This window comes from Sphingomonas sp. UYEF23 (genome assembly GCF_040546165.1).
Taxonomy (GTDB): domain Bacteria; phylum Pseudomonadota; class Alphaproteobacteria; order Sphingomonadales; family Sphingomonadaceae; genus Sphingomonas; species Sphingomonas glacialis.
Window position 1 is genome coordinate 1 of sequence record NZ_JBEPNG010000003.1, and the last position, 23,487, is coordinate 23,487.

The 23,487-nt window shown below is 60.8% G+C and carries 19 protein-coding genes; 8 read left to right on the top strand and 11 right to left on the bottom strand.

Features of this window, described 5'->3' with window-relative positions:
• Positions 1-404: 404 nt before the first annotated feature.
• Positions 405-1,889: a lipopolysaccharide biosynthesis protein gene (locus ABIB28_RS06130; protein WP_354287139.1), complete on the top strand. Its 1,485-nt coding sequence runs from the start codon at positions 405-407 to the stop codon at positions 1,887-1,889.
• A 3-nt stretch (positions 1,890-1,892) separates the two neighbouring features.
• Here the strand turns inward: ABIB28_RS06130 and ABIB28_RS06135 are convergent, their stop codons facing one another.
• From ABIB28_RS06135 to ABIB28_RS06155, 5 genes are all read right to left on the bottom strand, one after another.
• A complete protein-coding gene (locus ABIB28_RS06135; RefSeq protein WP_354287141.1) occupies positions 1,893-2,321 on the bottom strand; it encodes a CBS domain-containing protein in 429 nt (142 codons plus the stop codon).
• A 93-nt stretch (positions 2,322-2,414) separates the two neighbouring features.
• Positions 2,415-3,998: a DUF4139 domain-containing protein gene (locus ABIB28_RS06140; RefSeq protein WP_354287142.1), complete on the bottom strand. Its 1,584-nt coding sequence runs from the start codon at positions 3,996-3,998 to the stop codon at positions 2,415-2,417.
• A complete protein-coding gene (locus ABIB28_RS06145) occupies positions 3,932-5,347 on the bottom strand; it encodes a DUF4139 domain-containing protein (RefSeq protein WP_354287144.1) in 1,416 nt (471 codons plus the stop codon). Before ABIB28_RS06145 ends, ABIB28_RS06140 begins: the two co-directional genes overlap by 67 nt.
• Positions 5,348-5,728: 381 nt before the next feature.
• Positions 5,729-6,343, bottom strand: a complete 615-nt coding sequence (locus ABIB28_RS06150) for a hypothetical protein (protein WP_354287146.1) — start codon at positions 6,341-6,343, stop codon at positions 5,729-5,731.
• Positions 6,344-6,958: 615 nt separating this feature from the next.
• Positions 6,959-7,543, bottom strand: a complete 585-nt coding sequence (locus tag ABIB28_RS06155) for a hypothetical protein (protein WP_354287148.1) — start codon at positions 7,541-7,543, stop codon at positions 6,959-6,961.
• A gap of 102 nt (positions 7,544-7,645) precedes the next feature.
• Between ABIB28_RS06155 and ABIB28_RS06160 the strand changes: the two genes are divergently transcribed.
• The gene (locus ABIB28_RS06160) at positions 7,646-7,906 is read left to right on the top strand and encodes a helix-turn-helix domain-containing protein (protein ID WP_354287150.1); all 261 of its coding nucleotides are present in this window, start codon (positions 7,646-7,648) and stop codon (positions 7,904-7,906) included.
• On the opposite strand, the gene cas1 is transcribed toward ABIB28_RS06160, so the two are convergent.
• Complete coding sequence (gene cas1, locus ABIB28_RS06165; RefSeq protein WP_354287152.1) at positions 7,903-8,973, bottom strand: CRISPR-associated endonuclease Cas1; 1,071 nt, start codon at positions 8,971-8,973, stop codon at positions 7,903-7,905. The genes ABIB28_RS06160 and cas1 overlap by 4 nt on opposite strands.
• Positions 8,974-9,128: 155 nt before the next feature.
• Here cas1 and ABIB28_RS06170 point away from each other — a divergent pair, with 155 nt between their 5' ends.
• The 6 genes from ABIB28_RS06170 (at position 9,129) to ABIB28_RS06195 (ending at position 15,836) form a co-directional block, all read left to right on the top strand.
• Positions 9,129-9,758 carry a hypothetical protein gene (locus tag ABIB28_RS06170; protein WP_354287154.1) on the top strand — a complete coding sequence of 210 codons (630 nt, stop codon included), beginning with the start codon at positions 9,129-9,131 and terminating at the stop codon, positions 9,756-9,758.
• A gap of 110 nt (positions 9,759-9,868) precedes the next feature.
• Positions 9,869-10,447, top strand: coding sequence for a hypothetical protein (locus tag ABIB28_RS06175; protein WP_354287156.1), 579 nt, complete (start codon positions 9,869-9,871; stop codon positions 10,445-10,447).
• Between the two features lie 11 nt (positions 10,448-10,458).
• Positions 10,459-10,821, top strand: coding sequence for a hypothetical protein (locus tag ABIB28_RS06180; protein WP_354287158.1), 363 nt, complete (start codon positions 10,459-10,461; stop codon positions 10,819-10,821).
• Positions 10,818-13,934: a hypothetical protein gene (locus ABIB28_RS06185; protein WP_354287160.1), complete on the top strand. Its 3,117-nt coding sequence runs from the start codon at positions 10,818-10,820 to the stop codon at positions 13,932-13,934. Before ABIB28_RS06180 ends, ABIB28_RS06185 begins: the two co-directional genes overlap by 4 nt.
• Positions 13,935-14,152: 218 nt before the next feature.
• On the top strand, positions 14,153-15,316 hold the full coding sequence (locus ABIB28_RS06190; RefSeq protein WP_354287162.1) for a hypothetical protein: 1,164 nt from the start codon (positions 14,153-14,155) through the stop codon (positions 15,314-15,316).
• Positions 15,306-15,836 carry a hypothetical protein gene (locus tag ABIB28_RS06195; RefSeq protein WP_354287163.1) on the top strand — a complete coding sequence of 177 codons (531 nt, stop codon included), beginning with the start codon at positions 15,306-15,308 and terminating at the stop codon, positions 15,834-15,836. Before ABIB28_RS06190 ends, ABIB28_RS06195 begins: the two co-directional genes overlap by 11 nt.
• A gap of 16 nt (positions 15,837-15,852) precedes the next feature.
• Here ABIB28_RS06195 and ABIB28_RS06200 read toward each other — a convergent pair whose 3' ends face one another.
• The 5 genes from ABIB28_RS06200 to hisS form a co-directional block, all read right to left on the bottom strand.
• On the bottom strand, positions 15,853-18,279 hold the full coding sequence (locus ABIB28_RS06200; RefSeq protein WP_354287165.1) for a hypothetical protein: 2,427 nt from the start codon (positions 18,277-18,279) through the stop codon (positions 15,853-15,855).
• A 334-nt stretch (positions 18,280-18,613) separates the two neighbouring features.
• Positions 18,614-19,693, bottom strand: a complete 1,080-nt coding sequence (locus tag ABIB28_RS06205; protein ID WP_354287167.1) for a DUF4167 domain-containing protein — start codon at positions 19,691-19,693, stop codon at positions 18,614-18,616.
• A gap of 255 nt (positions 19,694-19,948) precedes the next feature.
• Positions 19,949-20,767 (bottom strand): peptide chain release factor N(5)-glutamine methyltransferase, encoded by an 819-nt coding sequence (gene prmC, locus ABIB28_RS06210; protein ID WP_354287856.1) that lies wholly within the window; start codon positions 20,765-20,767, stop codon positions 19,949-19,951.
• Between the two features lie 115 nt (positions 20,768-20,882).
• The gene (gene prfA, locus ABIB28_RS06215; RefSeq protein WP_189676269.1) at positions 20,883-21,956 is read right to left on the bottom strand and encodes a peptide chain release factor 1; all 1,074 of its coding nucleotides are present in this window, start codon (positions 21,954-21,956) and stop codon (positions 20,883-20,885) included.
• Entirely contained in the window at positions 21,953-23,284 is a 1,332-nt protein-coding gene (gene hisS / locus ABIB28_RS06220; protein ID WP_354287169.1) for a histidine--tRNA ligase, read from the bottom strand. Before hisS ends, prfA begins: the two co-directional genes overlap by 4 nt.
• Positions 23,285-23,487: the final 203 nt, after the last annotated feature.

Here is a 23,487-nt window from a genome sequence, read left to right on the forward strand (position 1 = left end):
TCTTTCAGACGACCCGCGCAGTTCGAAAACCGCATGGACCGTCCATTACGTATGGATACGTGAAGGACATATGAGAACGACTTAGCTTTAACCGAGCTACCAACGCCTTGAAAACGTTGGACCCGGAGCCGCCGCCCACATGTCCCTTCATCTAAACCAACAATGTCAAAGAGCGCAAAATACCGACGCTAAGGAAATGCCCTCTTTTCAAAGAGCCCCTCGGCGCCGACAATTTGGTGACTGCAGAAGCGAACCGTCCGGTCCGTCGCTGCGGTGACACCCCTCTAGGTCCACGCCCTGATTCGGTCAAACCCTTTTTTGCACTTTTCTTGCAATCCCGCGTCAATCCCGCAGAAACGCTTGGGTTTAGGCTCCTTAAAGGCTTTGCGGCTAAGGGTTGCTCCATGACCGCCGCCGCCGACGCCCCGATTCCCGCCACCGAATCGCTATCCAATCAGGTGCGCAGTGCGGTGATCTGGCGTTCGGGCAGCCAGATCCTCGCGCAGCTGGTGCAATGGTCCTCGACCTTCCTCGTCATCCGCATCCTCAACCCGCACGATTACGGGCTGTTCGCGATGACCGGCGTGGTGCTGGTGTTTCTCAACATGCTCAACGGCTACGGCCTGGCGAGTGGGTTGATCCAGAAGCCGCAGGTCACGCCACGCGACATCCGCCAGCTGTTCGGGATGCTGCTGCTGCTCAACGGGCTGCTTGCCGCGGCGCAGGTGTTCATCCTCGCCCCTGCCGCCGCCGCTTACTATCGCCAGCCGATCGTCGCGCACATGCTGCAGGTCCAGGCTTTGCTCTATGCGACCACCCCGTTCATCGCGCTGCCCTACGCGCTTCTCTCGCGTACGCTCGACTTCAAGCTGCAGGCGCGCGTCAACATCCTTGCCTCGATCGCCAGCGCAAGCGCCGCGCTCGGCGGCGCGTTGGCTGGACTGGGCGTGTGGACGTTGGTGCTCGCGCCACTCGTGTTGTTCGGCGTGCGTGCCATCGGGATGACGATCGCCGCAAAGTCGCTGGTCTGGCCGAGCTTCGACTTTCGCGGATCAGGCACGCTCGCGCGCTATGGCGGGGTGATGGCGATCGGCCAGCTCTTCTGGTTCGCGCAGAGCCAGGCCGACGTGTTCATCGCCGGCCGACATTTCTCACCGCACGAGCTCGGCCTCTATACCGAGAGCCTGTTCCTGACCCAGGTGTTCGTCTCGAAATTCGTGCCGCCGCTCAATGAAGTCGCCTTCTCGGCCTATGCGCGGATCCAGCATGACAGCGCGGCAGTCGCCGCGGCGTTCGACCGGTCGGTGCGGATCGTGATGCTCGCGGCGCTCCCCTTCTATTTCGGGCTGGCAGCGACCGCGCGGCCGCTGGTCGACGCGGTACTCGGCGACAAATGGAGCGGGACCGCGCCGGTCGTCCATCTGCTCGCGCTCGCGATGCCGTTCATGACCTTGCAAGTGCTGCTGCAACCCGCCTGCGATGCGCGCGGGCGCCCCGGTATCGGCGTCGGCAACGGCGCATTTGGCGCGCTGGTGCTGTCGAGCGGCTTCCTCGTCGCGGTGCAATGGGGCGCGACTGGCCTCGCCACCGCGTGGATCCTCACCTATCCGATCTATCTCGGCTTCAGCCTGTGGCGCTCGCTTCCCGTGATCGGGACCAACCTTCGCCGAATCTTTCACGCGATCTCGCCGGCGCTGTGCGCGGCAACCGCGATGGCACTGTGCGTCACCTTCGTGGCGGCGCTGCTCCCGCCGCTACCCGACTGGCCCGACCTTGCGATCCTCGTGACGACCGGTGCGATCGTCTATGTCGGCTGGCTGCTCGTGTTTTCGCGCGGCGCGGTGCGAGAGCTCATCGCGGTGGTGCGCAAGCAGCCGATCCCGACCTGACCCTCACGCCGACTGGATGTAGCTGCGCATCGCCTCGGCATCGGCCTCGATCTTGTCGATGCGATATTTGACGAGATCGCCGATCGAGACGAAGCCGACCACGCGGCCCTGCTCGACCACGGGCAAATGCCGGATCCGCCGCCGCGTCATCAGCGACAGTGCGCCGATCACCGCTTCGCCCGGGGCGACGGTGATCGGCGGCGCGGTCATCGTGTCGCCGACGCTGCGCGTCATCGCAGCGCCGCCATGCGCGGCGATCGCGTGGATCACGTCGCGTTCGGAAAAGATGCCGACGACCGCATCGCCCGCCATCACTGGGACCGCGCCGACGCGGCGCTCGGCGAGCAGCGCGACCGCGTCGCCGACGGTCTGCTCGGCGGTGATCGAGACCACCTCGCCGCCCTTGGTGCGAAGGATTGCCGCGATCGTCATTGGCTCTCTCCTGTCTGCGCTCGTCAGCCGAGTCTCTCAGGCGCTGGAGGATTCCACGTTTGGCAGCGCTTGGGAAGCCGCGCCCCGCAATCGCTAGCGATCGGCCGATACGCGATAGCCCAGCCCGCGCGTGGCATTGGCGGGAAGCTCGATCGCCCAGACCAGCTTGCCGTTGGTGTGCGTCAGCGCGCTCGTGGGATGCGACACACGCGGCGCAATCCGCGGATCGAACTGCAACTCGAACCGGACGGGATGAGGATTGGCGTTGCGCAGGGTCAGCGCGACGTCTTCCCACGCCTTGCCGCGATTGGCGCTGCTCTCGGGCGGCGTCGTCTCGAGCGTGACTTGCGTTGCGACGGCGAGCTTCGCCTCGACCAGCTCACCGACCGCCTTGTCGTCGATCGCCCCTTCGCCGATCAGCACGGCGGCATCGCCGCGCGGCTGAAACACCGCGACCGGCCCGGCGGGAAGCGGCACGCCGAGCCCCTTCGCCCTACGATTGAGCGCGCGCAGCGTGAGGTGCGGCGCGCCGGCCTCGCCCGCCGCGTCGACCGTCGCGACATACACGATATCGATCGGCACGGCTTGCCGATCGAGCAACGCCACCTGTTTCTGCGCGAGCGCTGCGACCGTCGTGCGATCGGGCACGCGGTAGAGCTTGAGGTCGCCGAGATCCTCCTGCGTCACCCGGCGCGGCGCGCGCATCGCCATTCCGGTCACGACGATATCCATTGTCTCGGCTGGCGGCGGCGGGGGCGGTGCGCCGGGCACCAAATCCGCGATCGGGTGCGCAAAGCAGTGAAACGTCAGCGGTGCACTGCCGCGCGCATATGGATAGGGCGCGCGGTCCTCGCGCTCCACGCGCCCGGCGACGACCATCGTCTCGGCATCGGCGAAGCCGGTCGAATCGCTGCTGGCGAGCGTGACCCAGGCGAGCAGATCGGCGCTGCGGCCGTCCGGCTTCAGCGTCGCGACGTAGTTCGCCTGCCAGTCGAAACCCCAGGCAAGATACGACAGCGTGATCGTGACGGTCGCAGCGCGCGGCGAGTCGAGCGCGACCGACAAAGTCGGTTTGGACGACAGCCCCGGCGCGATGCCATTATAGACCAGCGTCTCCGTGGCCGGCCCGCAATCGACCGCGACCACGCCGTCGCGCGTCTGGACGATCGCCGCGCCGTCGGGGCTCGACCGGATGATCGCGGGTTCCTCGACGCTCTGCTTGGCGATGGTGCGGCGGAGCGTGACGGGGCGGCCGAAAGTCCCCGCGTAGAGGCTGCGCAGCGACAGCAGCTCGGCATCGAGATTCTTCTCGCGAACGCCATTCGGCAACCCGGTGACGATGGCGCTTTCGGGCAGGATCCCCGCCGCGACACCTTCGAAGCGGAGCGTGGTGCGCCCAGCCGGGATTGCCACGCGGCGCTGCTCGGTGATCAGCGCATAGCCGCCCAGCCAGCTTAGATCGATCGGCGAGTCCGCCGATCGATCGGGCGCGCGGTAGATTGTCACCGCAACGCGGTCGGGCGCGGGCGAGACCGTCTGCGCGGGCGCCGCGCGCGCGACGACCGCGACGAGCAGCACGCTCAGCCATCGCAGCGCGCGGCGCACCGGGCTCAGTACCGCGTGTCGAAAGTCGCGGTCACGCTCGCCGTGCCATTGGCGGGGACGCGGACGTGCCACACCACCTCGTCGGCGGTGACGCGCTCGCTCGGTTGGTTCTCCGTCACGACGCGGGTGTCGTGCCACCAAGTGTCGAGCCCGTCCTGCGCGACATCGACGACCGCTTCGGTCGCGCGCGCATTGGTCAGCGTGTAGCGCATCGTCGTGCGCCAGCGATCCGCCGAGATCCGCTCGCGCTTTTCCACCACCGGAAGCATCTTCACGTCGAACGCCTCGCCGGTCTTGAGCGCGAGCCGCGAGCCCATCGGCGTGTGCGGGATGGCGCTTTCGCCGATGAATTGCGGCGCGCCGCGCGCATCGCGCATATAGACGCGGACGATCCCAGCGGGGAGCGCATCGCCGAGCCCGCCGTCGCGCGACGAACTGAAGGTCAGCACGGTGTCGACGCTCCTCGCTTCGCTCTGCGTCGCGAGCCACGGATTGCGATAGAAATACGCCTTGGCGGCGGGCGACCCGGCGACGTCGAGAAAGCTGACTTGCTTGGTCTGCGCGTTGGCAATCGTGGTGCGCTCGGCGAGCGGGTAGAGGTAGAAATCGCCGAGTTGTTCGCGGTTGGCGGTCTCGGTGCCGGGCTGGTTGCCGCGCGGCGTGGTCGGGCGCGCGGAATAGCGCGGGCCATTGTCGTCCTCGGCGCTGCCGACCGATCCGGCGACGAGCAGCGTCTTGGCGGCGGTGAAGGTCGTGCCGCTGGTGTTGTTCAGCGTGATCCAGCCCTGGACGTCGAGCTTGCCCGCCTTTTCATCGAACAAGGCGACATAATCGGCCTTCCAGCCGAGCCCGCGCGACAGATAACTGAGCGTCGCCGGGCGCGTCCCCGCCGCATCGCTGTCGAGCGTGACCGACAAGGTCGGGCGCGCGCGCAGATTGGGCGGCAGCGTCGGGAAGATCACGCGACCGGCGCTGCGGTCGAGCACTTCGATCCGGCTGCCGATCTGGACGATCGTGCCACCATTGTTGGCGAGCACGCGGGCCTCCTCGCGCGTCTCGGCGCCGGTCGCGGGGTTGGTGCGGACAAGCGTGACGGTCTGGCCGACCGCCTTGTCCATCAGCTTTTGCGGCGAGAGCAGGTCGTAATCGAAATTCTGCTCGACGATACTCGCGCCCGTTGTCTTGAGCGTGACCGTTTCGGGGCGGATCGCGGCGGAGACGTCGGCGAAGTCCTGGCGACTGCGGCCGCGCGGGAGTGCGAGCTGGCGCGTGTCCTGGATCAAGGCGAGATCGTTATTGTAGATCGTGACCGCGACGTCGCCCTGCCCCGAGCGCGCACCTTCGTCTTGCGGTAGGGCGGTGGTCTGCGCGCAGGCGAGCGCGGGGGCCCACAGCATCGTCGTCGCCAGCCAGATCCGCATGTCGCCTCCCCACTTCGTATCTCGGGGAATAGGCTAGGAATATAACGACGGTGTTACAATCCCTTCGCTGCGGCGAGCGTGTGGGACGCTCACCCCGGCGCGCGGCCGGGGGGTATAGTGATAGGCAGCTAAAATCGTATTATTGACCACACAAAGATTTTCCAGTGGGAGCCGCAGACGGATTGCGGCCACTTGCCGTCAGGCGGTGTTATCAGCTGACAATTGTCGGCACCTGTCAGTACGACACATGTGCTGGCGTCGACAGATAGCAGCTTTGCGAAACACCATAGCGTGTCGACCGCCCGAGCTTGGCTCTGAAGCCATCGTAGATCATGTGTGAAAAGTCGTCGCTCTCAATGCAAGAACGAAGACAAACCGAGTTTACTTCGGAAGCACGTGTTGAACCGGGTAGGATGCCTTGGCGATCGCAAATAGGGAGCTCGCGCAATGGGCAAAATCGAGCGTCGTCTTATTGCCTGTTATCGCCTTGCCATCAACGGTGTCGATGACATTTAGGTCGATATCGACTGGGATGTCGTCTCCCCCGGCTGACCGATTGAAGAGAATGCGCAGGCCGTTCGTTTTGCTGAGGCGTTCGAGAACGTCAACAAACGCATAGTCAAATCGGTAACCCGCAATAAGGCTGCCGTCCGACTCTCCGGCCTGTTGGACAAATCTCGAGGAGGCCGTGTTGCCGTTCAGGCCCGCCAGACTCATCGAATACGGAGCGACCGCGCGGCTCAAGGTGTTCGTGCCGTCAAAATCATGCAGGATAAGCTTTAAGCTACCGAACAGAGGTTTGTCGGGCATCTGCTCCATAAAGAAACTCCCGGTAATACCCACCACCTGGCCAGGATGGTAATAAGTATCCGGCGCGGTCGCGATGAAGTTAATTTCGCAGCGCTCCAGCTTTCCGTCCACGGTGGCGGCGTCCGCATGAGTCAAAACCGTGGTCGCCTGAAGCAGCATGGCGATCGTCAGGGCCGCAAAGGACATCAAATTCTCCAGCGTCGTTCGACACATTCTACCGCGGCGGTCTTAATCAAATGTGTTATCAGCGTGGTTGGCGTTTTTTTGGACGTTCTGTTGCCGCTCGCGAGGCGAACAAACGTCCGCTCGCCGCACAATAGGCATCGTAGCAACGGCAGGATTTGAGCAAGTCCGAGCGGCAATGTAACGGCCGAAACGGGTGATTCTAGCCTGACCGCTTTTCCGCCCGAGCGCAAAAGGTCGGCGCCCGGGCACGATCGGCGCCCGAAAAGAGACTGAACGGCAATTCGTGGTGGGAACCTGCCGCTAGCGGCTTCGGAATATTCCGTTGATGACAAGGTTGATCATCCAACCGAAAGCCACGGCCGTCGCAGCGATGACAGCGAGGTCAGAGACGAGGGGCCAAAGTACGCCGGCGCAGTGAGCAGCTTCATCTGCACAAACAAGACTGCCACCCACGACGCTGATAGCAACCCACGCAAGCGCTAGCGGCCCCGCAATGAAGCAAGCGACTGCCACGCCCCAGCTCCTGCCTCTCTCATTGCGATAGCTCATGGTCAAAGAATGCAGCGGACGCTTAATGTCCGCAATTGGGCGTTAGCTGCCATCGAGCCCGTAGAGCTAAAAAGATACCTTTTCTCGGGCCTCGTCCCTCGGCCCCCGATTAACCAAAGCATCGTCTTGCCACATAATCCGAAAGTCGATCAGCTTGATATGGACTGTCACATCGGGGCCGTCATCGAAGTAAGCGGATGCCCAGTTGGTTTCAAAGGGCAGCGTTTCGCCGTCTGCGTGCTTTACGGGCTCGACTAAGCTCCAATTAAATGTGCCGAATGATGCGTGGAGTGGCCGTCCGTATTTCGCTGTCAGCTTGGCCTTCAGATCGTGCATGAACGCCGCGTCTGGTCTGAACCGCCCCAAGTGCTGTGAGGAATCGACTCGGTAAATTCGTCCCAGCCGTGTGACGCCAAAATCGTATTCGATGCCGTCTCGGACGGTCTGATATTGATCGTTCCCGATGTTGGTCACTGACGACAGCTTGGTAGGGTCCCTGATGTTCATGCCAAGGGTAAAGCCTCCAATGTCTCGGGCCTTTGTCGCCGAGCGCATGGTTTGACCGCCTCCGGCGGCGAGGCTGGTCGCTCCAGTCATATCAGGTGTCGAGGCGCACAGCGTCATCAATATCAGGGGGGCGATGCGAAACATGTTCGTCTCCGATTATCCAACGGATGAACGATATCCCGAAGAAGTTAATTAGAGGGATATAGGCAGTGGTTTATTGGGCGGTAAAAAGCGCCCTGTCTGGCAATGCGCGGACGCAATCTTGTCGGTTTGAACCTTCGGCGTTTGCGAGTTGAGCGCGACATTTCGCAGGAACGCCTAGCGTTCGATTCGGGCGTGGATAGGTCCTACCTGGGCGGCATGGAGCGCGGAGAGGAAAACCCGACCGTCGATATTCTCGATAAAGTCGCCTTCACATTGGCTGTTCCAATCGGCCAACTGTTCGCAGAAACTGAAGGTGAGGTCGCGAAGGGTTTGAAGCGCGGACGTAAATCCGCGGCACGCTAGCCGATTAGGCTAGCTACCTTACGCGCCAATTGCGGCGATAGACGGCAGGCGCCGTTGGTTCGAATGACAAAATCGGCAGCGGCGAAGTTGTTGGTCTTTATGAAGTCGAGAATTCGTGCATCGATGCGTGGTCGCTCCGGCTCGACCAAATCAAGGACGAGCGCGGGGCTTCCACGCTTGCTGTTGTGCATGATCCCTAACGTCGGATCGTAGCCGTCCGCGACTGCCTGTATCTGCATCTGCGCCAACTTCACAGCATAGGCATAGTTCAGCATGGCGTTGACCGGATGCGAAGCGTTGCGATTTTCGGCCTTCACCCCGGTCGCGAGCGAGCTACGCCCTGCATATGTTTGCCACCCATCGGGGACCGGACGGCGCTGCGTTCCGGTCCAAGCGATCGGCATTCCGTGCCACGCCGCGAAATAGGCCGAAGCGCATTCACCTTCGATTGCGAAAATTGCGTTGATATCGTTGAATGTCTGGTGACCAAGCCGATCGGCGCCAGCGCGGGCTTTCTCGATCGCGATTTCTCTGGCGCGAGAGGATTCGAATTGCGTCTCTAGCGTTGCAAGGCTGGCAATTAGCTTTTGCCGGATAATGTCAGCCGCGAAGGCAAGCCGCTTGGCTTCGTCCGCGCGGGTATCGTGTTGCCACTGGACCCTGTCACGATCGGCGGCATAGCCGGTACCACTCGCCACCGTCGCAATTTCGCCGGACCATTTCACGCGGGCAAGCGCGACGCCTTGCTCCGCCAACCATGACAACACGTCGAAGGATAGCGTGCCACTCCCGTCGAGCAACAGGATACGCGTCGGCAAATCGAGGTCGCGCGGGAAATAGCGATATTGTGCTTGCTGTTGCGGGTAATGTGTAAAGCCGTCGCGAATGACCAATGCGCCGTTTTCAATTCGCATTGAAACGCCGTGGCCACACAATATCAGAGGTGCGGGATTGCGTTGGCGCAGGCGGCGCTTTGGCAGAATTGCCGATGTTTCGGCAATCCAATGTTCGGAGCGTTCAGCCCAATCATCGGCGTCGCCGAACAACGGATTTGCGTCGTGATACATCGGTGTAACCTATAGGAATCGCTATCGATTGTCGCGGTCGATTAGCGGTTAATGCCGTACCGATTTAGTGATAACGCAATGTTCAATGTCGCGCGGGTAGATAGCGGAATATGGTATCGGCTCGATCTCTCGCCCTATGGCAAAGCGGCATTTCGTTGTCCGAGGCTTGGCGAGAATTCGCTGATCCGAGAGAATCGGCGCGGCTTGATAAGCCGTCGGAATATAGCGCGGCAGCAAATACCATTTCGGACGAAATGACCGTCCCGGAACGTCTCATGGGAGCAATCAACTGTTTTTCGAAAATTGGAGATGCCCTTCTGCAAAAGCGCAAATTGAAGGAATCGCTAAAAAAGGAATTGCTAGACCGGTTATATAACGGCGATTTGACCGCAACCGCATATCGTGAAGCTCCCTCGACAAGCGCCAGCCCAGTAAACCTGGCAGCGGACGATTTTGAATCTGCCGAGGCAGATTGGGAAAATGCTAGGCTATTCATCAATGGCAAAACATTTGGCCGCGTTCGCATTACCGACGAATATACAACCGAGCCTGCAAAACTGCCGAAATCGAGGCGGGGTCGGCCCGGATCGACCGCTGTTATCGATGCCGCAATCGATAGGCTAATCGCGAAATGCGTGGACATTTCGGGAATGCCCCGCGCCACCGCCGCGCAATTAATCCGCAAAGAATTAAATATCGATCATAGGTCGGGCGACGGCTTTTCCGATATCAATTTAGCGAAGCGTATTACCGCGAAATGCGGAATAAAAGCCTATTCGGAATAACGATTTAGCGTTCGATTTTTGAGCATATGATGATTCGATTCATGCTCTGATTCTCGCTTGTTTGCGGGGCAGCCCAGTCATTCCGACTCGGCTGTCCGGAACAGTGCATCATGACGCGGGAGCGTGATTACAAAGCTGAATATGCCCGACGCATCGCCAGCGCGGCCAAGCGCGGGCTGAGCCGTCCGCAGGGTCGCGGCCATGCGCGGCACCATGAAGCGCCTGCACGCCCTCGGGTGGCAAAGGCAGCGGTGCCAGATGACCGGTTGGAACTGGCGCTTAAAACGTTTCGACAGACCGGCAACCGCGCCGCTGCTGCAAAGTCGGTCGGCGTTGCTCCCGAACGGCTGCGTCGCTTTCTGCGCGAGAATGTCCAGATCGAGGGGCGCGGTCGCACCCTCAAAATCATTGACGATCGCATCCGCGAAATGCCGGTCATATCGGGCGGCAAGGTGTCGCTCGTTCGGCTGCGCGGGTTTGATCAGTCCTCGCTTAACGGCGCGCATATCAATGCCGTCAAAGAATTCCTCGAAACCAACGATGTTCGCGTGTTGGCTCCGTTCGCGGGCCGGTCGGTCATCGATGCGCGCGGTGTTTCTCACCCGCTCGAAACCCGACCCAACACGCTCCGCCGTCTCGCCCATGCCGGGGACGAGCTTTTCCACGAAATCTACCGGCTTATTCTTTGAAAGGACTGTCTATGAATACGATCGATATTGCCCGCGAAACCCGCAAACAGCGGCGTTTGGAAACGCTCGGCTCGAACGAACCGCGCTGTGCCAAATGCGGCGATGCCCGGTGGCAATGCCTAGAATTGCACCACGTTGCCGATCACGGACAGGATGACGCTACGGTCTGCGTCTGCCGGAACTGTCATCGTGTTTTGAGCGATCTGCAAAAGGATCATCCACCGGTCGATCCTCACGCCGACCCGCTGTTGAAAGCGATCGGACATTTCCTGGTGGGGCTGGTCGATATGCTCCGCATCATCGTGGAGAAACTGCAAGAGTTTGGCTTGGCTCTGATCGCCCGCGCCAGCTTGGTTGAGGGAGCCCCGAAATGAACGGCTTTCTCACCCCGCCAGTGACCGACGAATTGCCGGTCGCGCTGCGTGCCTATGCAGCACCGACCTTCAGAGTGTTGCCGGATCAGAATGCAGCACCCCCAAAAGCGCCGCGCAAATCGTCTGTCATGCCATCGTCGGGCCGTGTCCTAATCTTCGATACGGAGACGACGAGCGACGCGGCACAATCGCTGCGTTTCGGCACCTATCAATATCGCAGCGGTGACACGCTGGACGAATCCGGCATCTTTTACGACCCGGAGGGCGTTACCCCGGACGATCTTATCACGCTACGTCGGTATGCAGATGCGAATGGTTTGATGCTCCGTACCCGCGAAGAGTTTGTGGATGCGGTTTTTTTCGCTCAGGCCTATCAGCACCGCGCCACCATCGTTGGGTTTAATCTGCCGTTCGATATTGCCCGTTTGGCAATCCGGCACGGCACCGCACGGGTGCCACTCGATAGCGAAACGGCGACGATGCGTGGCGCGTTCACCTTCGCCCTGTCGCGGCAGAAAATTTATCCGACGATCCGCATCAAGCATATGTCGCAAAAGGCGGCATCGATCTCCTTCGCCGCGCCAATGCGGCAGCCGGATAGCCGTGGCCAACGCAATCGCGGCATTCGATCGGGCATCCGGCGCGGTCATTTCGTTGACGTGAAAACGCTCGCCAATGCGATCTTTGCACGTGGGTTTTCGCTATCGTCATTGTCGCAATTCTTGCAGGCGCGGCATCCCAAACTCGATTTCGATGAATTCACAGGGCCTGTGACCGAAGACATGCTGCGGTACGCTGTCCGCGACGTGCAAGCGACGTGGGAATGCTATGCCGAACTGATCGATCGTTTCGCCAAATTGAACCTCACCCGCACGCTCGCAGAAAAGGTTTATAGCGAAGCGAGCATCGGCAAAGGCTATATCCGCGAAATGGGCATCGTCCCGTGGCGCGAAGCGCAGCCCGATATTCCCCGGCATATCTTAGCCCGGATCATGTCGAGTTATTTTGGCGGTAGGTCGGAGGTGCGGATACGGCGCGAAATCCGCCAAGTGATGCTCTGTGATTTTCTGTCCATGTACCCAACCGTTTGTACCCTGATGGGGCTTTGGCGGTTCGTGATCGCAGACGGCATGTCGTGGCAAGACACGACAGATGAAACGCGGGCCGTCCTTGATCGGATCGATTTGGCGGCGCTGCAATCGCAAGCGACATGGGGGCAGTTGACGACGCTGGTCCGGGTTTTGCCTGACGCCGACATTTTCCCCGTCCGTGCCGGATATGAAAGTGAAGCCACAACTACCATTGGTGCAAACTATCTGAGTGCTGATTGGCCGTTATGGTTCACCCTGGCCGACTGCATCGCCGCGAAATTGTTGTCCGGGAAAGCGCCAACAGTTGTAGAAGCGATGACATTTTCACCAGGCGCGGTGCAGCCCGGATTGCGTTCGATCAATATAGCGGGAGCGCCGGAATACGGGGTCGATCCGGTAACGACCGACTTTTTCAAACGCGTCATTGAGCTTCGCCAATCTATCAAACGTGACATGAAGGCGGCAGTAGGTGACGAGCGAATCCGGCTCGACACCGAACAGCACGCTCTCAAAATCTGCGCGAACTCGACCAGCTACGGCATTTGGATGGAGGTCAATGTCGAGACGCGTCCATTCCGCAAAAGCGTGACCGTGCATAGTGCGACGTGCGATCCGTACAGCTTCACGACCGACAAAGCCGAAATGCCGGGGACATACTTCCACCCGCTATTGGCGACTTTGATAACCGGCGCGGCACGACTGATGCTCGCCGTCGCGGAGCGGATCATTATCGATCAGGGTTTGGAGTGGTCGTTTTGCGACACGGACAGCATGGCAATTGCCAAGCCGGACGCCATGGCACCGGACGAGTTCGCACAGCGGAGCGCTACGGTGGTCGCTTGGTTCGGCTCGCTCAACCCGTATGAGTTTGGCGGGTCGATTCTCAAAAGCGAGGACGTGAACGCGTCACTGGCGACGGGCAAGCCGGAGCCGCTGCATTGCCTAGCAGTCTCGTCCAAGCGCTATGCGTTGTTCAACTTTGCGGCGGACGGTACGCCGATCATGCGTAAAGTCTCGGCGCATGGCTTGGGCCATTTATTGAAGCCCTACGACGCGAGCAATGCCCCCGCCAACCTGCCCGTCCCCGACGACTCGGTTCTTGGCGATGGTATCGAGCGCTGGCACTGCGACCTTTGGCATCACATCGTCGTCGCCATGCTCGGCGACACACCCGAACAAGTTCGGCTCGATTATCATCCGGCGCTGCGGAACCCAGCGATCAGCCGTTATTCTGCTACGTCGCCGGAATTGCTGGGGTGGTTCAAACGGTACAACGCGACCCGCTCCTATCGCGATCAGGTTAAGCCGTTCGGCTTCCTGCTATCGATGACTGAGAAGTATCGCCTTGGTCGCGAGCGCGTCGTTACGACACCGACGAAGGGGCGACGCAAAAAGATCAGCAAGATGAAGCCGATTGCGCCGTTCGACACCGATCACGCAGTCGCCCTTGCATCGGCATTCGACCGGGATACGGACCAACCGGCCCCCATGTCTGCGCTCAAAACCTACGCCAACGCGCTTTCGCAATATCACCTTTCACCAGAGTCGAAGTTTCTCAATGCCGATTATGATGACCGAGGGACGACCGTTCGGCGGCACGTGCATATGACCGAGACGCAGCATATCGGGAAGGAATCGCACGATTGGGTGCGCCAGGCCGTCCTTGGCCTGAGTATCGATAGTGAAATCGCCTATGGCGTCTCGACCGATGACGTTGCCAGTGGGCTTCGTGTGTTCGTCGATCAATTCGGAGAACGGATGGTAGCGAAAGCGCTTGGCATATCAGACGCACAGTTGAGGGTGCTGGCTTCTGGCGCACCAATCTCACAGACCGATAGGCTGGCACGCAAGGTCGCGTTGCGATTGCCTGCCGCGCTTCGCCTGTGCGCCAAGCTCAGCCATGATCGGCACGCTGAACTGCATCGGTTGCGCGAGGCGGTTGAACGCGATGGGCTGCGCGAGACGGGTCGACGGCTCGGGCTGGACCCATCAAATCTGCGAAGACAGCTTGTGAGACACTGACGTCGAACGGGGCGGTAGGCAGTTCGGCTCCCTCCCGCTTCATCAAACGTCTCTGAAACTGTTGAATAAATGCCACTAATGGGCGTCCGTTCGCTCGGGAGATTGGCGAACTTGATTTTACGTGCTTTAACAGCGCGGTTTGGCCGACAAAGGTGCCGTTCGCTACCTCGTCAAGTTCGCGCTGGGCAATTTGATCGACCGTCAACAGGGGTGCTGACTTGGAATTATCTGGCATCAAGCTTCTGCGCAGCGACGTAAAAATTTGGCTAGTTTACGCGGGATATAACCGCCGCTTTCTCGATGACTTCGCATCGAACAATCGTGTTTTTCTAAACCTACCCGGGTTCGACGCGTCACCAGCTTCGTTAACTGACGCGGTCCTAATGCGTCGCCACTTAGCGATGTCTGATGCGGTAGCCGAGTACGTGCGTGGGCATTCGCCCGCGCCGCCTTCACGGCTCCCGTTGTCGTACAGCCCAAACCCGTATGCCGGCGACACGCCCGACGCTAGGCGCTTTTCCGCCGAGCTTGGAAATATCGAACGCTTATTCAAGACCGCCAAAATCGGCGACCTTATTATGTCGCCGGGTCATGGTCAGTACGATCCATTCCTCGTCGGTGAGATTATCTCAAATTGGTCAAAATCCGACGACCTTATCGTTCCTGACTTACTCGGAGAGACTGTACCAACACGCCGCATTCGTTGGCTTAATGTTGTCGCCACGCGCCGGGACTTTTCTCCAAAAACTGCGCGAAGGCTTACCAATCGGCACGCAATAACTTTGGTGGCCGATCGCTACTACGCGAATATTTTTGATACAGTCTATCCTAGTTATTCGTGGGGAGAGCGATCGAAGCTCGACTTGTTTGGTAACGGATATGCAGGAAAAGACCCGCTACAGCCTTATGACGCCGCCAAATTGCTGAAGTATGTTATGGCGTCTGTGTTCGCTTATGATAAGGGTCAAATAGCGGAATTTCAAACCTTTGACATTGATGGCGCGATTCTTCATTTTTACGATGAGAGTTTGGTCGATGATTTAGCTCAAAACTTTAACTCTCCGGGCAAGTTTACTCTTATCGCGAAATCTGGACTGCTCGCTATCTTAGTTGGCGGCGGCTTGATGGTAGCGACAGCGGACCACACCGGCGTCTTCTCGACACAGAGAGCGGCTGTCTCGACGCAAGTTGGCAATGCTATGAGCGGTCACGGTGAAGCGGCTGCAAAAGCAGAGTTGGACAACTATCTAAATTCGCTCGACGCGAATACGTGGAAGCCGGTCCAGACGCATCTTGGCCGCTCCGCAAAAAATACGCTGGGTTTGAGTCTCGACAATTCTGTCGAGGTGGCCCGACACAAAGCAGAACTAAGTGCCCAATAAAACTCACCTCTGGCTAAAAAGACACCTCCCGGTTCTCTTCGACGAGAAGATGCCGGTTTGGATGACTATAGTCGCGAGCATTGCCGCTGCAGTCGCTACGTATTATTTTGCGCCGCTATATTCTCATAAATTTCAAATAGAAGATGTTAGAAGTGGCCACCTTAAACAAACGACGGATAACATAAACGACGAGATAATCGAACTCTCACAGAAAATACGCCGTTTTGACAGCGCCCTCGCGAATAAGAATAAAAATTCCTCTGATTTACACGAGGATTGCTTGGATTTAATAACGAAGCTTCAATGGCGTCTTATCGATCTTAAGGTAGTACTGACGAAGCCAGATGACAAATCTGATGTAAGCGCGCTTTCGGATGCGCTTGAAGGAGTCCGTATCAAGTTGAATGCTCCAGTGACACCACGATATCAAGCGGATATCCGAAGCTCGATGGGGAATCTTGCTGCCGCTACGCGAAACGTCTTGAACAAGCTTTATATTAAAGCGTCACTGCAAGACTGAAACGTTCAAGTAATGCTCAATCCGGCAAGAACCCGCATTCGAAAACCTGCGGGCGCAACTTCTCGCCTAGCACCCGATAGGAGATCCGGAACGGTTCGAAATTCACCAACTCGTTGACAGCATTCGCCTCAAGGGCGTTACGTACCTGATACCATCCGGCGTCCGGTCGATTGAGTTTGTATTCGTCTCGAATACTGCGGCCAAACGAGGAGCGATGATATTGCGTCCATAACTTGCGGCCCTCGTTTAGGACGGCAGTGGCTTCTGGCGACAACTTCAGTTTTGACAGGTAGGCGGCCATAAAGTTGGACTGGAAACGCTTCGGCGACTCCACCTCCTTCTCGGTGAACGGGATGAAGTGGTTGGTGAGGCTCCAGTCCTTCCCGCCCCAATTGATCCGGTCTGCACCTGCTGTGAGGTTGCTACCGTTGAACAGCATCCAGATGAGACAGTCGTTCTTGAAGGAGTCCGAAAGCGCCTTGCTAGGTTGCAAGAACTGGTCGCGGTCATTCAACCACGTCGGTTTAATGAGGCGTCGGACGCTGAACACGACGGCGGCTTCGCGAATGTTCTCATCATTGACGAAGAAGCCACGAGCGCTGCCGTAGCCCGATGAAAACAACATCGTCTTGGTGTCGGCGTTCTGGAGATCGTTGCCCGCGCAGTTGAGCCAACCAATCGCGCCATCCGACCATCGGGTGCCCCGCAAGTCCTTGGCCGCCGTAGCCGGGGTGACAGCATTCTTGAGCGGGACAACCTCTACTTCGTTTGATCGCGTCCGAGGAATCCAATCCGTAAGCAGCGCAACGCCGTCATAATTGCGGAAGGTCTTTTCGCCCACGGTGGTGCCGACGCGATCAAGGACGGGCACCTGCACGTCGGTGATAGGCGTCTGCTTTCCAGTATCCCATATGAGGAAGCCGATTGGAAAGTTACCTTTCAGGCCATCAAACGCTTGGCTATGAACGGCGAAGCCGCCAAGAAGCTTGGCCTTCCACGCCGCGCGAAAGTCATCCAGCGTCGGCGTGCTGATATATTTTAGCTTGCTGAACATTGCCAGCGTAGCCCCCGGAATTTCTTTGTGAAGTCGGCCGACAAACTGCATAAATAGCTCGTTGGTCGCCTTGCCATATTCAGTCATCATCGTTTTTGCTACCATCGTAGCGGTCACACCGGCCTTGCTGGCCCCTTCCTCCAAATTGGCTACCGTGTTGCCGCCACTTGTAACCTCAGCATAAGGCGGGTTGATAAGGATGAGTATTTTCTTTGCACCCTTCTTTTTCGTATTGAGATCGGCGATAGCGTGCCGAAGGTCACCAGGAATTTTCCCCGTTAGCGAGTAATCGATCTCGCCGAAATCTGTTATGTCGTCGTTGAGATAATCGTATTGGAAAATGCTGGCACCGACGCAAGTCTGACTCGCGCGCATTACCTCAACGTCCGCTTTGTCGAGTGTTGACATGAAAATGTTGCGATAGTTTGAGTGTTTAACTTCGAGATTGCCCACGCCGCAGCACATGTCCCATACGATGTAATTACGCTGCCAATTCTTGCCTAATGCCAAGGAAAGTTCGTCATATGCCTTATCGACTATGTGTAGCGGGGTATAATACGCTCCCTTGAAACTACGTTCGTCGATTGGCAGCAGGCTATCCCGTCGCTCCAGCAGATAGTGGCGGTGTTCTTCCTCCGGCGGCCGATGGTAGATCGCCCAAAATGAGCGATATCCGTGAAGGCTCGTCAATTCGTAGGTGTTTGGCGCGAGATAAAAGACGGGTCTGCCGTCCTCGTGCAGCAATCGGGCAGGAAGATCGCGGATCGCGGCCTTAGTGCCATCGTGCATGATGTCGGCAAAAAACAGGACAGCGTAATCGGCCTCTTTTACATCGCCCAGTTCCCTGCCGATCATGTCCACCCATCTATCGAAGACCTGCCGGAGGTTGTCCGGGGTGATCGGCGTTCGTATGATCTTGCCTTCAGTGATCGCCGCCTTGATCGCCTGCTTGAACTCAGTTTCGTGAGTGGCGATGTCGTAAACGACGAAATGGGTCTCAATATACGGTGCCACTTGCGAGGCGAGCGCGTTGCCCTGTGCGGCGAGCGCGTTGCCAGCTTTCGACCCTGACTTCGGCCAGATGATAGACTTGTCGTCAAGGATTGGCAGCGCGTGCTCGGTCGGCAGGATCGCTGCCTTTTCGCGATCGATGACGGCGAGGAAAGCCGGAATATGTTCGCCTTTCCGGCGCGCATCACGGATGTAGAAAAGAAGTTGCGCGAACATCACCACGGGCGTGGCAACGCCGCCCTTCGCTTCGAACCAAACTTCCTCCGATTGGATATCAACCAAGCCCTTGGTAAAGCGCTTCAGGCCGAGGGCTTTGATGTAAGCGTCTTTGACATCTTCCTCGGTCTTCGCGTTTGCGAGCGCGTCCTTTAGCGTCATATTGGTTGAGCATCCTTGGGGCGGTTTCGCTTCGTGTTCGCCGGTTGGTATCCTCTCGGCACGCGCAAACCAATCCCGGAGTTCCGAATCACGGTGGTCTTGTTCCTGTCGCCATTGGGCGTGCTGGCGTGCTTACCGACGATGATGCTCCACAACCGTCCGGTGAAAGGGCCCCAGCTTCGTCCATTCACATGTCGCAAACTGCCTGACGGCTTTCCCCCACTTTTAAACAATCTTTTCCCTCGTGGAACCGCGCAACTGTGGTCACAGATGCAATTTCCAACTGCTATCACTATACCCCCCGGCGCGCGGCCGGGGTGAGGACATAGCGTGACTATTCGACCGTGGTTGCCGCGGTTGCGGGCGGGCGGCCGCGACGGCGGCGTGGCTTTTCGACGACGTCGCCTTCCTGGCCGAACTCGGGCTCGACGACTGCCGAGACGTTGAGCGACGGCGGCAGGCGATCGGCGGCGAAACCGTTATCCTCGAAACCGGCATCGTCCGAGCCGGCTGCGTCGGACGTCACGGGCGCTTCGACGATCGGCGCGACTTCGCGGCGTGGACGGCCACGCCCGCGACGTGGCGCTTCGGCGACGGGCTCGACCGGCGCTGCGGCGTCGAGCGGAAGCTCCGCACCGGTGGGCTGCGCTTCGACGACGGGTTCGGGCGCGCGCGACACGCGGTCGGGGCGCTCGTAGCGCTCGCCGCGCGGCTGGCGCTCGGCACGTTCTTCGCGCTGCGGCTCGGCCTGGCGATCGTAACCGCCTTCGCCATTGCCGTTCACGCGACCGCGTGGACGATCCTCATAGCCTTGCGCGGCTTCGCGCTGCTCGCTGCCGTGCTGCCCATTCGACTGCCCGTTCGCCGCAGCGTGATTGGACTGGCCGTTTTGCGCGTAACCGCGATTGCCATCCTGGCGGTTGCCGTCCTGGCGATAGCCGTTCTGGCCGCCGCGCTGCTGATCGCCGCGCGACTGATCGTGGCGTTGCTGATCCTGACGGGGCTGGTCTTGGCGGGGCTGGTCCTGACGGGCCTGCTCCTGACGCGGCTGCTCGACGACGCGCTCGCCCTCGTCCTCGTATTCGGGCTCGTCCTCGTCGAGCGTCGCGCCCTGGATCCGCTTGGTCGAGACCGCGCCGCCATTTTCCTCGAAGCGCGCGCGCGTTTCGGCGAGCACGCGGAAATAGTGATCGGCGAACTGGAGGTAATATTCGACGTTGACGCGGTCACCCTGCATCTGCGCGTCGCGCGCGAGCGTCTTGTATTTCTCGAGCAATTGCGCGGCATTGCCGCGGGCGCGATTGTCGATGCGGTTGCCGGTGTCCTGACGACCCGGATTTCCACCACCACCCGACGAGCGCTGCTGCTGCCCGCCACGGCCGCGACGGCGGCCGGCCTGACGATTATTGATCAACGTCTTGTTGTCCTGTCCTTGGGAACCAACCTGGTCACGCTCCAGAAATATGGATGCAATGCCTCCTGCGCGCCGGCCACCGACCATCGGCACTGCGCGCTTGCCAGCGTCGCCGGACGGGGCGACTGCATGACGATGGAGGCGGACACCAGCCCATTTTCAACCGACTATGGTGAGAATGCGTGCCCCTGCGCCGTCCAATAGCGGGTCGCGGGGCAATCTCCAAGCACAATATTGTGCTGATCGAACGCAATATCACGCGCTGTGCGTTGCGATCAGCGCGCGCGGGTGGCGCGCGAGATCGTGCCGCAGCGCGACCGCAAGGCCGTGCGCGGCGAGCAAAGCAGTGACGGCAGGCGCCTGGGTCGAGCCGATCTCGAGGATCGCGGCGCCGCCGGGCGCGAGCAGGGCGGGAAGCTGCGGCGCGATGCGACGATAGTCGTCGAGCCCGTCGGCGCCGGCGAACAGCGCCATGCCGGGTTCGTGCGCACGGACCTCGGCGGGGAGCGGTTCGTCGGCGCCGATATAGGGCGGGTTCGAGAGGATGAGGTCGAACACGCCGTCGAGACCGGTCGCCCAATCGCCGGTGCGGAATTCGGCACGGGTCGCGAGGCCGAGCGTGGCGGCGTTGCGCGTCGCGTAAGCGAGCGCCTCGGGTGACGCATCGACGCCGAGGCCGGTCGCGCCCGGCCATTGATCGAGCGCGGCGAGCAGCAGCGTGCCGGGTCCGGTGCCGAGATCGAGGATACGGCGCGGTCCGGCCTTGCCGAAATGCGCAAGCGCTGCGTCGAGCAACGTCTCGCTGTCGGCGCGCGGCACGAGCACGCCCGGGCCGACCGCGAGCTCGATCGTCCAGAAGGCGCGGGTGCCGGTGATGTAGGCGATCGGCTCATGTGCGAGGCGACGTGCGAGCAACGGGCCGAAGCTGTGCGGGGTGGCGGAGTCGAGCCGGTTGAGCAGGAGCTGCTCGCGGGGGATGCCGAGTGCATGCGCCATCAGGAGCTCGGCATCGAGGCGGGGGGTTTCGCTGACGTCGGTGAGGAAGTTCGTGGCGGCGGAGAGCGCCGACCGAATTCTCCCCTCCTCTTCAGGGGAGGGGCTGGGGGTGGGGGAAGCCTCGCAGAGATCTGGCGTCGCGCACTTCCCCACCCCAACCCCTCCCCTGAAGGGGATGGGCTTTTCGGGCTCGTCACGCATCGAGTGCGGCCAATCTTTCTGCCTCGTCCTGCGCGATCAGCGCGCCGATCAGTTCGTCCATCTCGCCCTGCAAGATCTCGGGCAGCCGGTGCAGCGTCAAATTGATGCGATGATCGGTCACGCGACCCTGCGGGAAATTGTACGTCCGGATCCGCTCGGAACGATCGCCCGACCCGACCATCGATTTCCGCGCACCCGCGCGCTCCTGGTGCAACCGGTCGCGCTCGGCTTCGTACAGCCGCGTGCGCAGGACGCGCATCGCCTTGGCCCGGTTCTTGTGCTGCGACTTTTCGTCCTGCTGGATGACGGTCAGCCCAGTCGGAATATGCACGATCCGCACCGCCGAATCGGTGGTGTTGACCGACTGCCCGCCCGGCCCCGACGAGCGATAGACATCGATCCGCAGGTCCTTGTCGTCGATCTTGACGTCGACCTCCTCGGCCTCGGGCAGCACCGCGACGGTCGCTGCCGAAGTGTGGATGCGCCCTTGCGCCTCGGTCGCCGGCACGCGCTGGACGCGGTGGACGCCGCTTTCGAACTTCAGCTTGGCGAAGACGCCCTTGCCCTCGACCGAGGCGATCGCTTCCTTGAAGCCACCGCTTTCGGACGACGAGGCGGAGATCAGCTCGACCCGCCACCCCTGCGCTTCGGCATAGCGCTGGTACATGCGGAACAGGTCGGCGGCGAACAGCGCCGCCTCGTCGCCCCCGGTGCCGGCGCGGATCTCGAGCATCGCGGCCCGCTCGTCGGCAGCATCGCGCGGGAGCAGCGAGAGCGCGAGCTTTCGTTCGGCATCTGGAAGCGTGTCGCGGATCGTCGCGATTTCCTCGCGCGCCATCAGCTTGATCTCGGGGTCGCTCTCCTCCTCCATGCTGGCGAGCACGTCGAGCTCGGCGCGGAGCCGCCGCACCTCGCCCGCCGCACGCGCGATCGGTTCGAGTTCGGCATAGTCCTTCGAGACCTGGACAAAGCGATCCGACGGGAGGTCGCCCGACGCCATCAGCGCCGACAGTTCGTCGCGCCGCGCCTCGATCTGCAGGATGCGTTCGGGGGAGATCGAGGTCATCGCGGGCGCCAGATCAAGGCGATCCCCGTTCCGATCAAGGTGGCAGCATCGTCCGCGCCAACCGCGATATCGGCGGACAGTGCCTTCAAAACAGCGTCCGCCCTGTCCTCGAGCGCGACGGGCCCGATCCCGATCTTGCCGAGCTTGAGCGACGCTGCGGTGCCGCCGTCGACGCCCACACGCCCGACGAAAAGAACCTCGGTCACATTCGCGCGCCGCGCGCGCTCGACTTGGCGCTTCGCATTACCGGCAAACGCCGCCGCAACGGACAGACCGCTGCGCCGAAGGCCTGCCACCACGCGAACGGCATCGAGCGGATCTGCGTCATTCTCGGTCACGACCGCGATATCGACCTGATCGACCGTCGGCTCCTCGAGCAGCATCGCCAGCCGCTCGATCCCCGCCGCCCAGCCGACGCCCGCCGTCTCCGGACCGCCGAGGCTGCCGATCAGCCCGTCATAGCGCCCGCCCGCCAGCACGGTGCCCTGCGCGCCGAGCCGGTCGGTGACGAATTCGAACGCGGTGTGGCGGTAATAATCCAAGCCCCGCACCAGCCGCGCGTTGCGCGTCCACGCCACGCCAGCCGCATCGAGCCCCGCCGTCACCGCGTCGAAGAACGCGCGCGCCTCGGGCGTCAGATAGGCGTCGATATCGGGCGCGCTGTCGGCGACCGGCCGATCGCGCGGGTCCTTAGAATCGAGGATGCGCAGCGGGTTCTTGTCGAGCCGCGCAAGGCTGTCCTCGCTCAGTACGTCGCGGTGCGCCTCGAAATGCGCGACCAGCGCCGCGCGCCACGCGTCGCGCGTCTCGGCGTCGCCGAGCGTGTTGAGCTGGAGCGTCACGCCATCGGCGATGCCGAGTTCGCGGAGCAACTGGTCCGCCAGCACGAGCAGCTCGACATCGGCAGCAGGCTCGCTCGCGCCGATCACCTCGGCGTCGATCTGGTGGAACTGGCGAAAGCGCCCCTTTTGCGGGCGTTCGTAGCGGAACACGGGCCCATGCGTCGCGATCTTGAGCGGCGCGTATTGCTGCCAGCCTTCGGTCAGATAGGCGCGCGCGATGCCGGCGGTGAATTCGGGGCGCAGCGTCAGCGAATCGCCGCCGCGATCCTCGAAGGTGTACATTTCCTTCGACACGACGTCGGTCGTCTCGCCGAGCGAGCGTGCGAACACCGCGGTGCTCTCGAACACGGGGATGTCGACGCGCTGGAAGCAATAGAGCCGGCGGACGCGTTCGAACGTCGCGATGACGTGTGCGAAGCGACGCTGCTCCTCGCCGAAGATGTCCTGCGTGCCGCGGATGCGTTTTGGGGTTTCTATGCGGGCCATAAGGGTGCGTTCTCTATGCGAGCGTTCGGGCGAACGCCAGATGGTTGTGGATTCTGCTCCCCTGCGTGGAAGGGAGGGGAGGAAGAGCGGCTTGACACGTCCGGCTCCCGCGCCGCAGCATAAGCGTAACGGGGGCGGCAACAGTCCCCATTTCAGCATCCGCAGGATCTCACCCGGCTCGTTTCGGAAAGGTCGCCATGCGT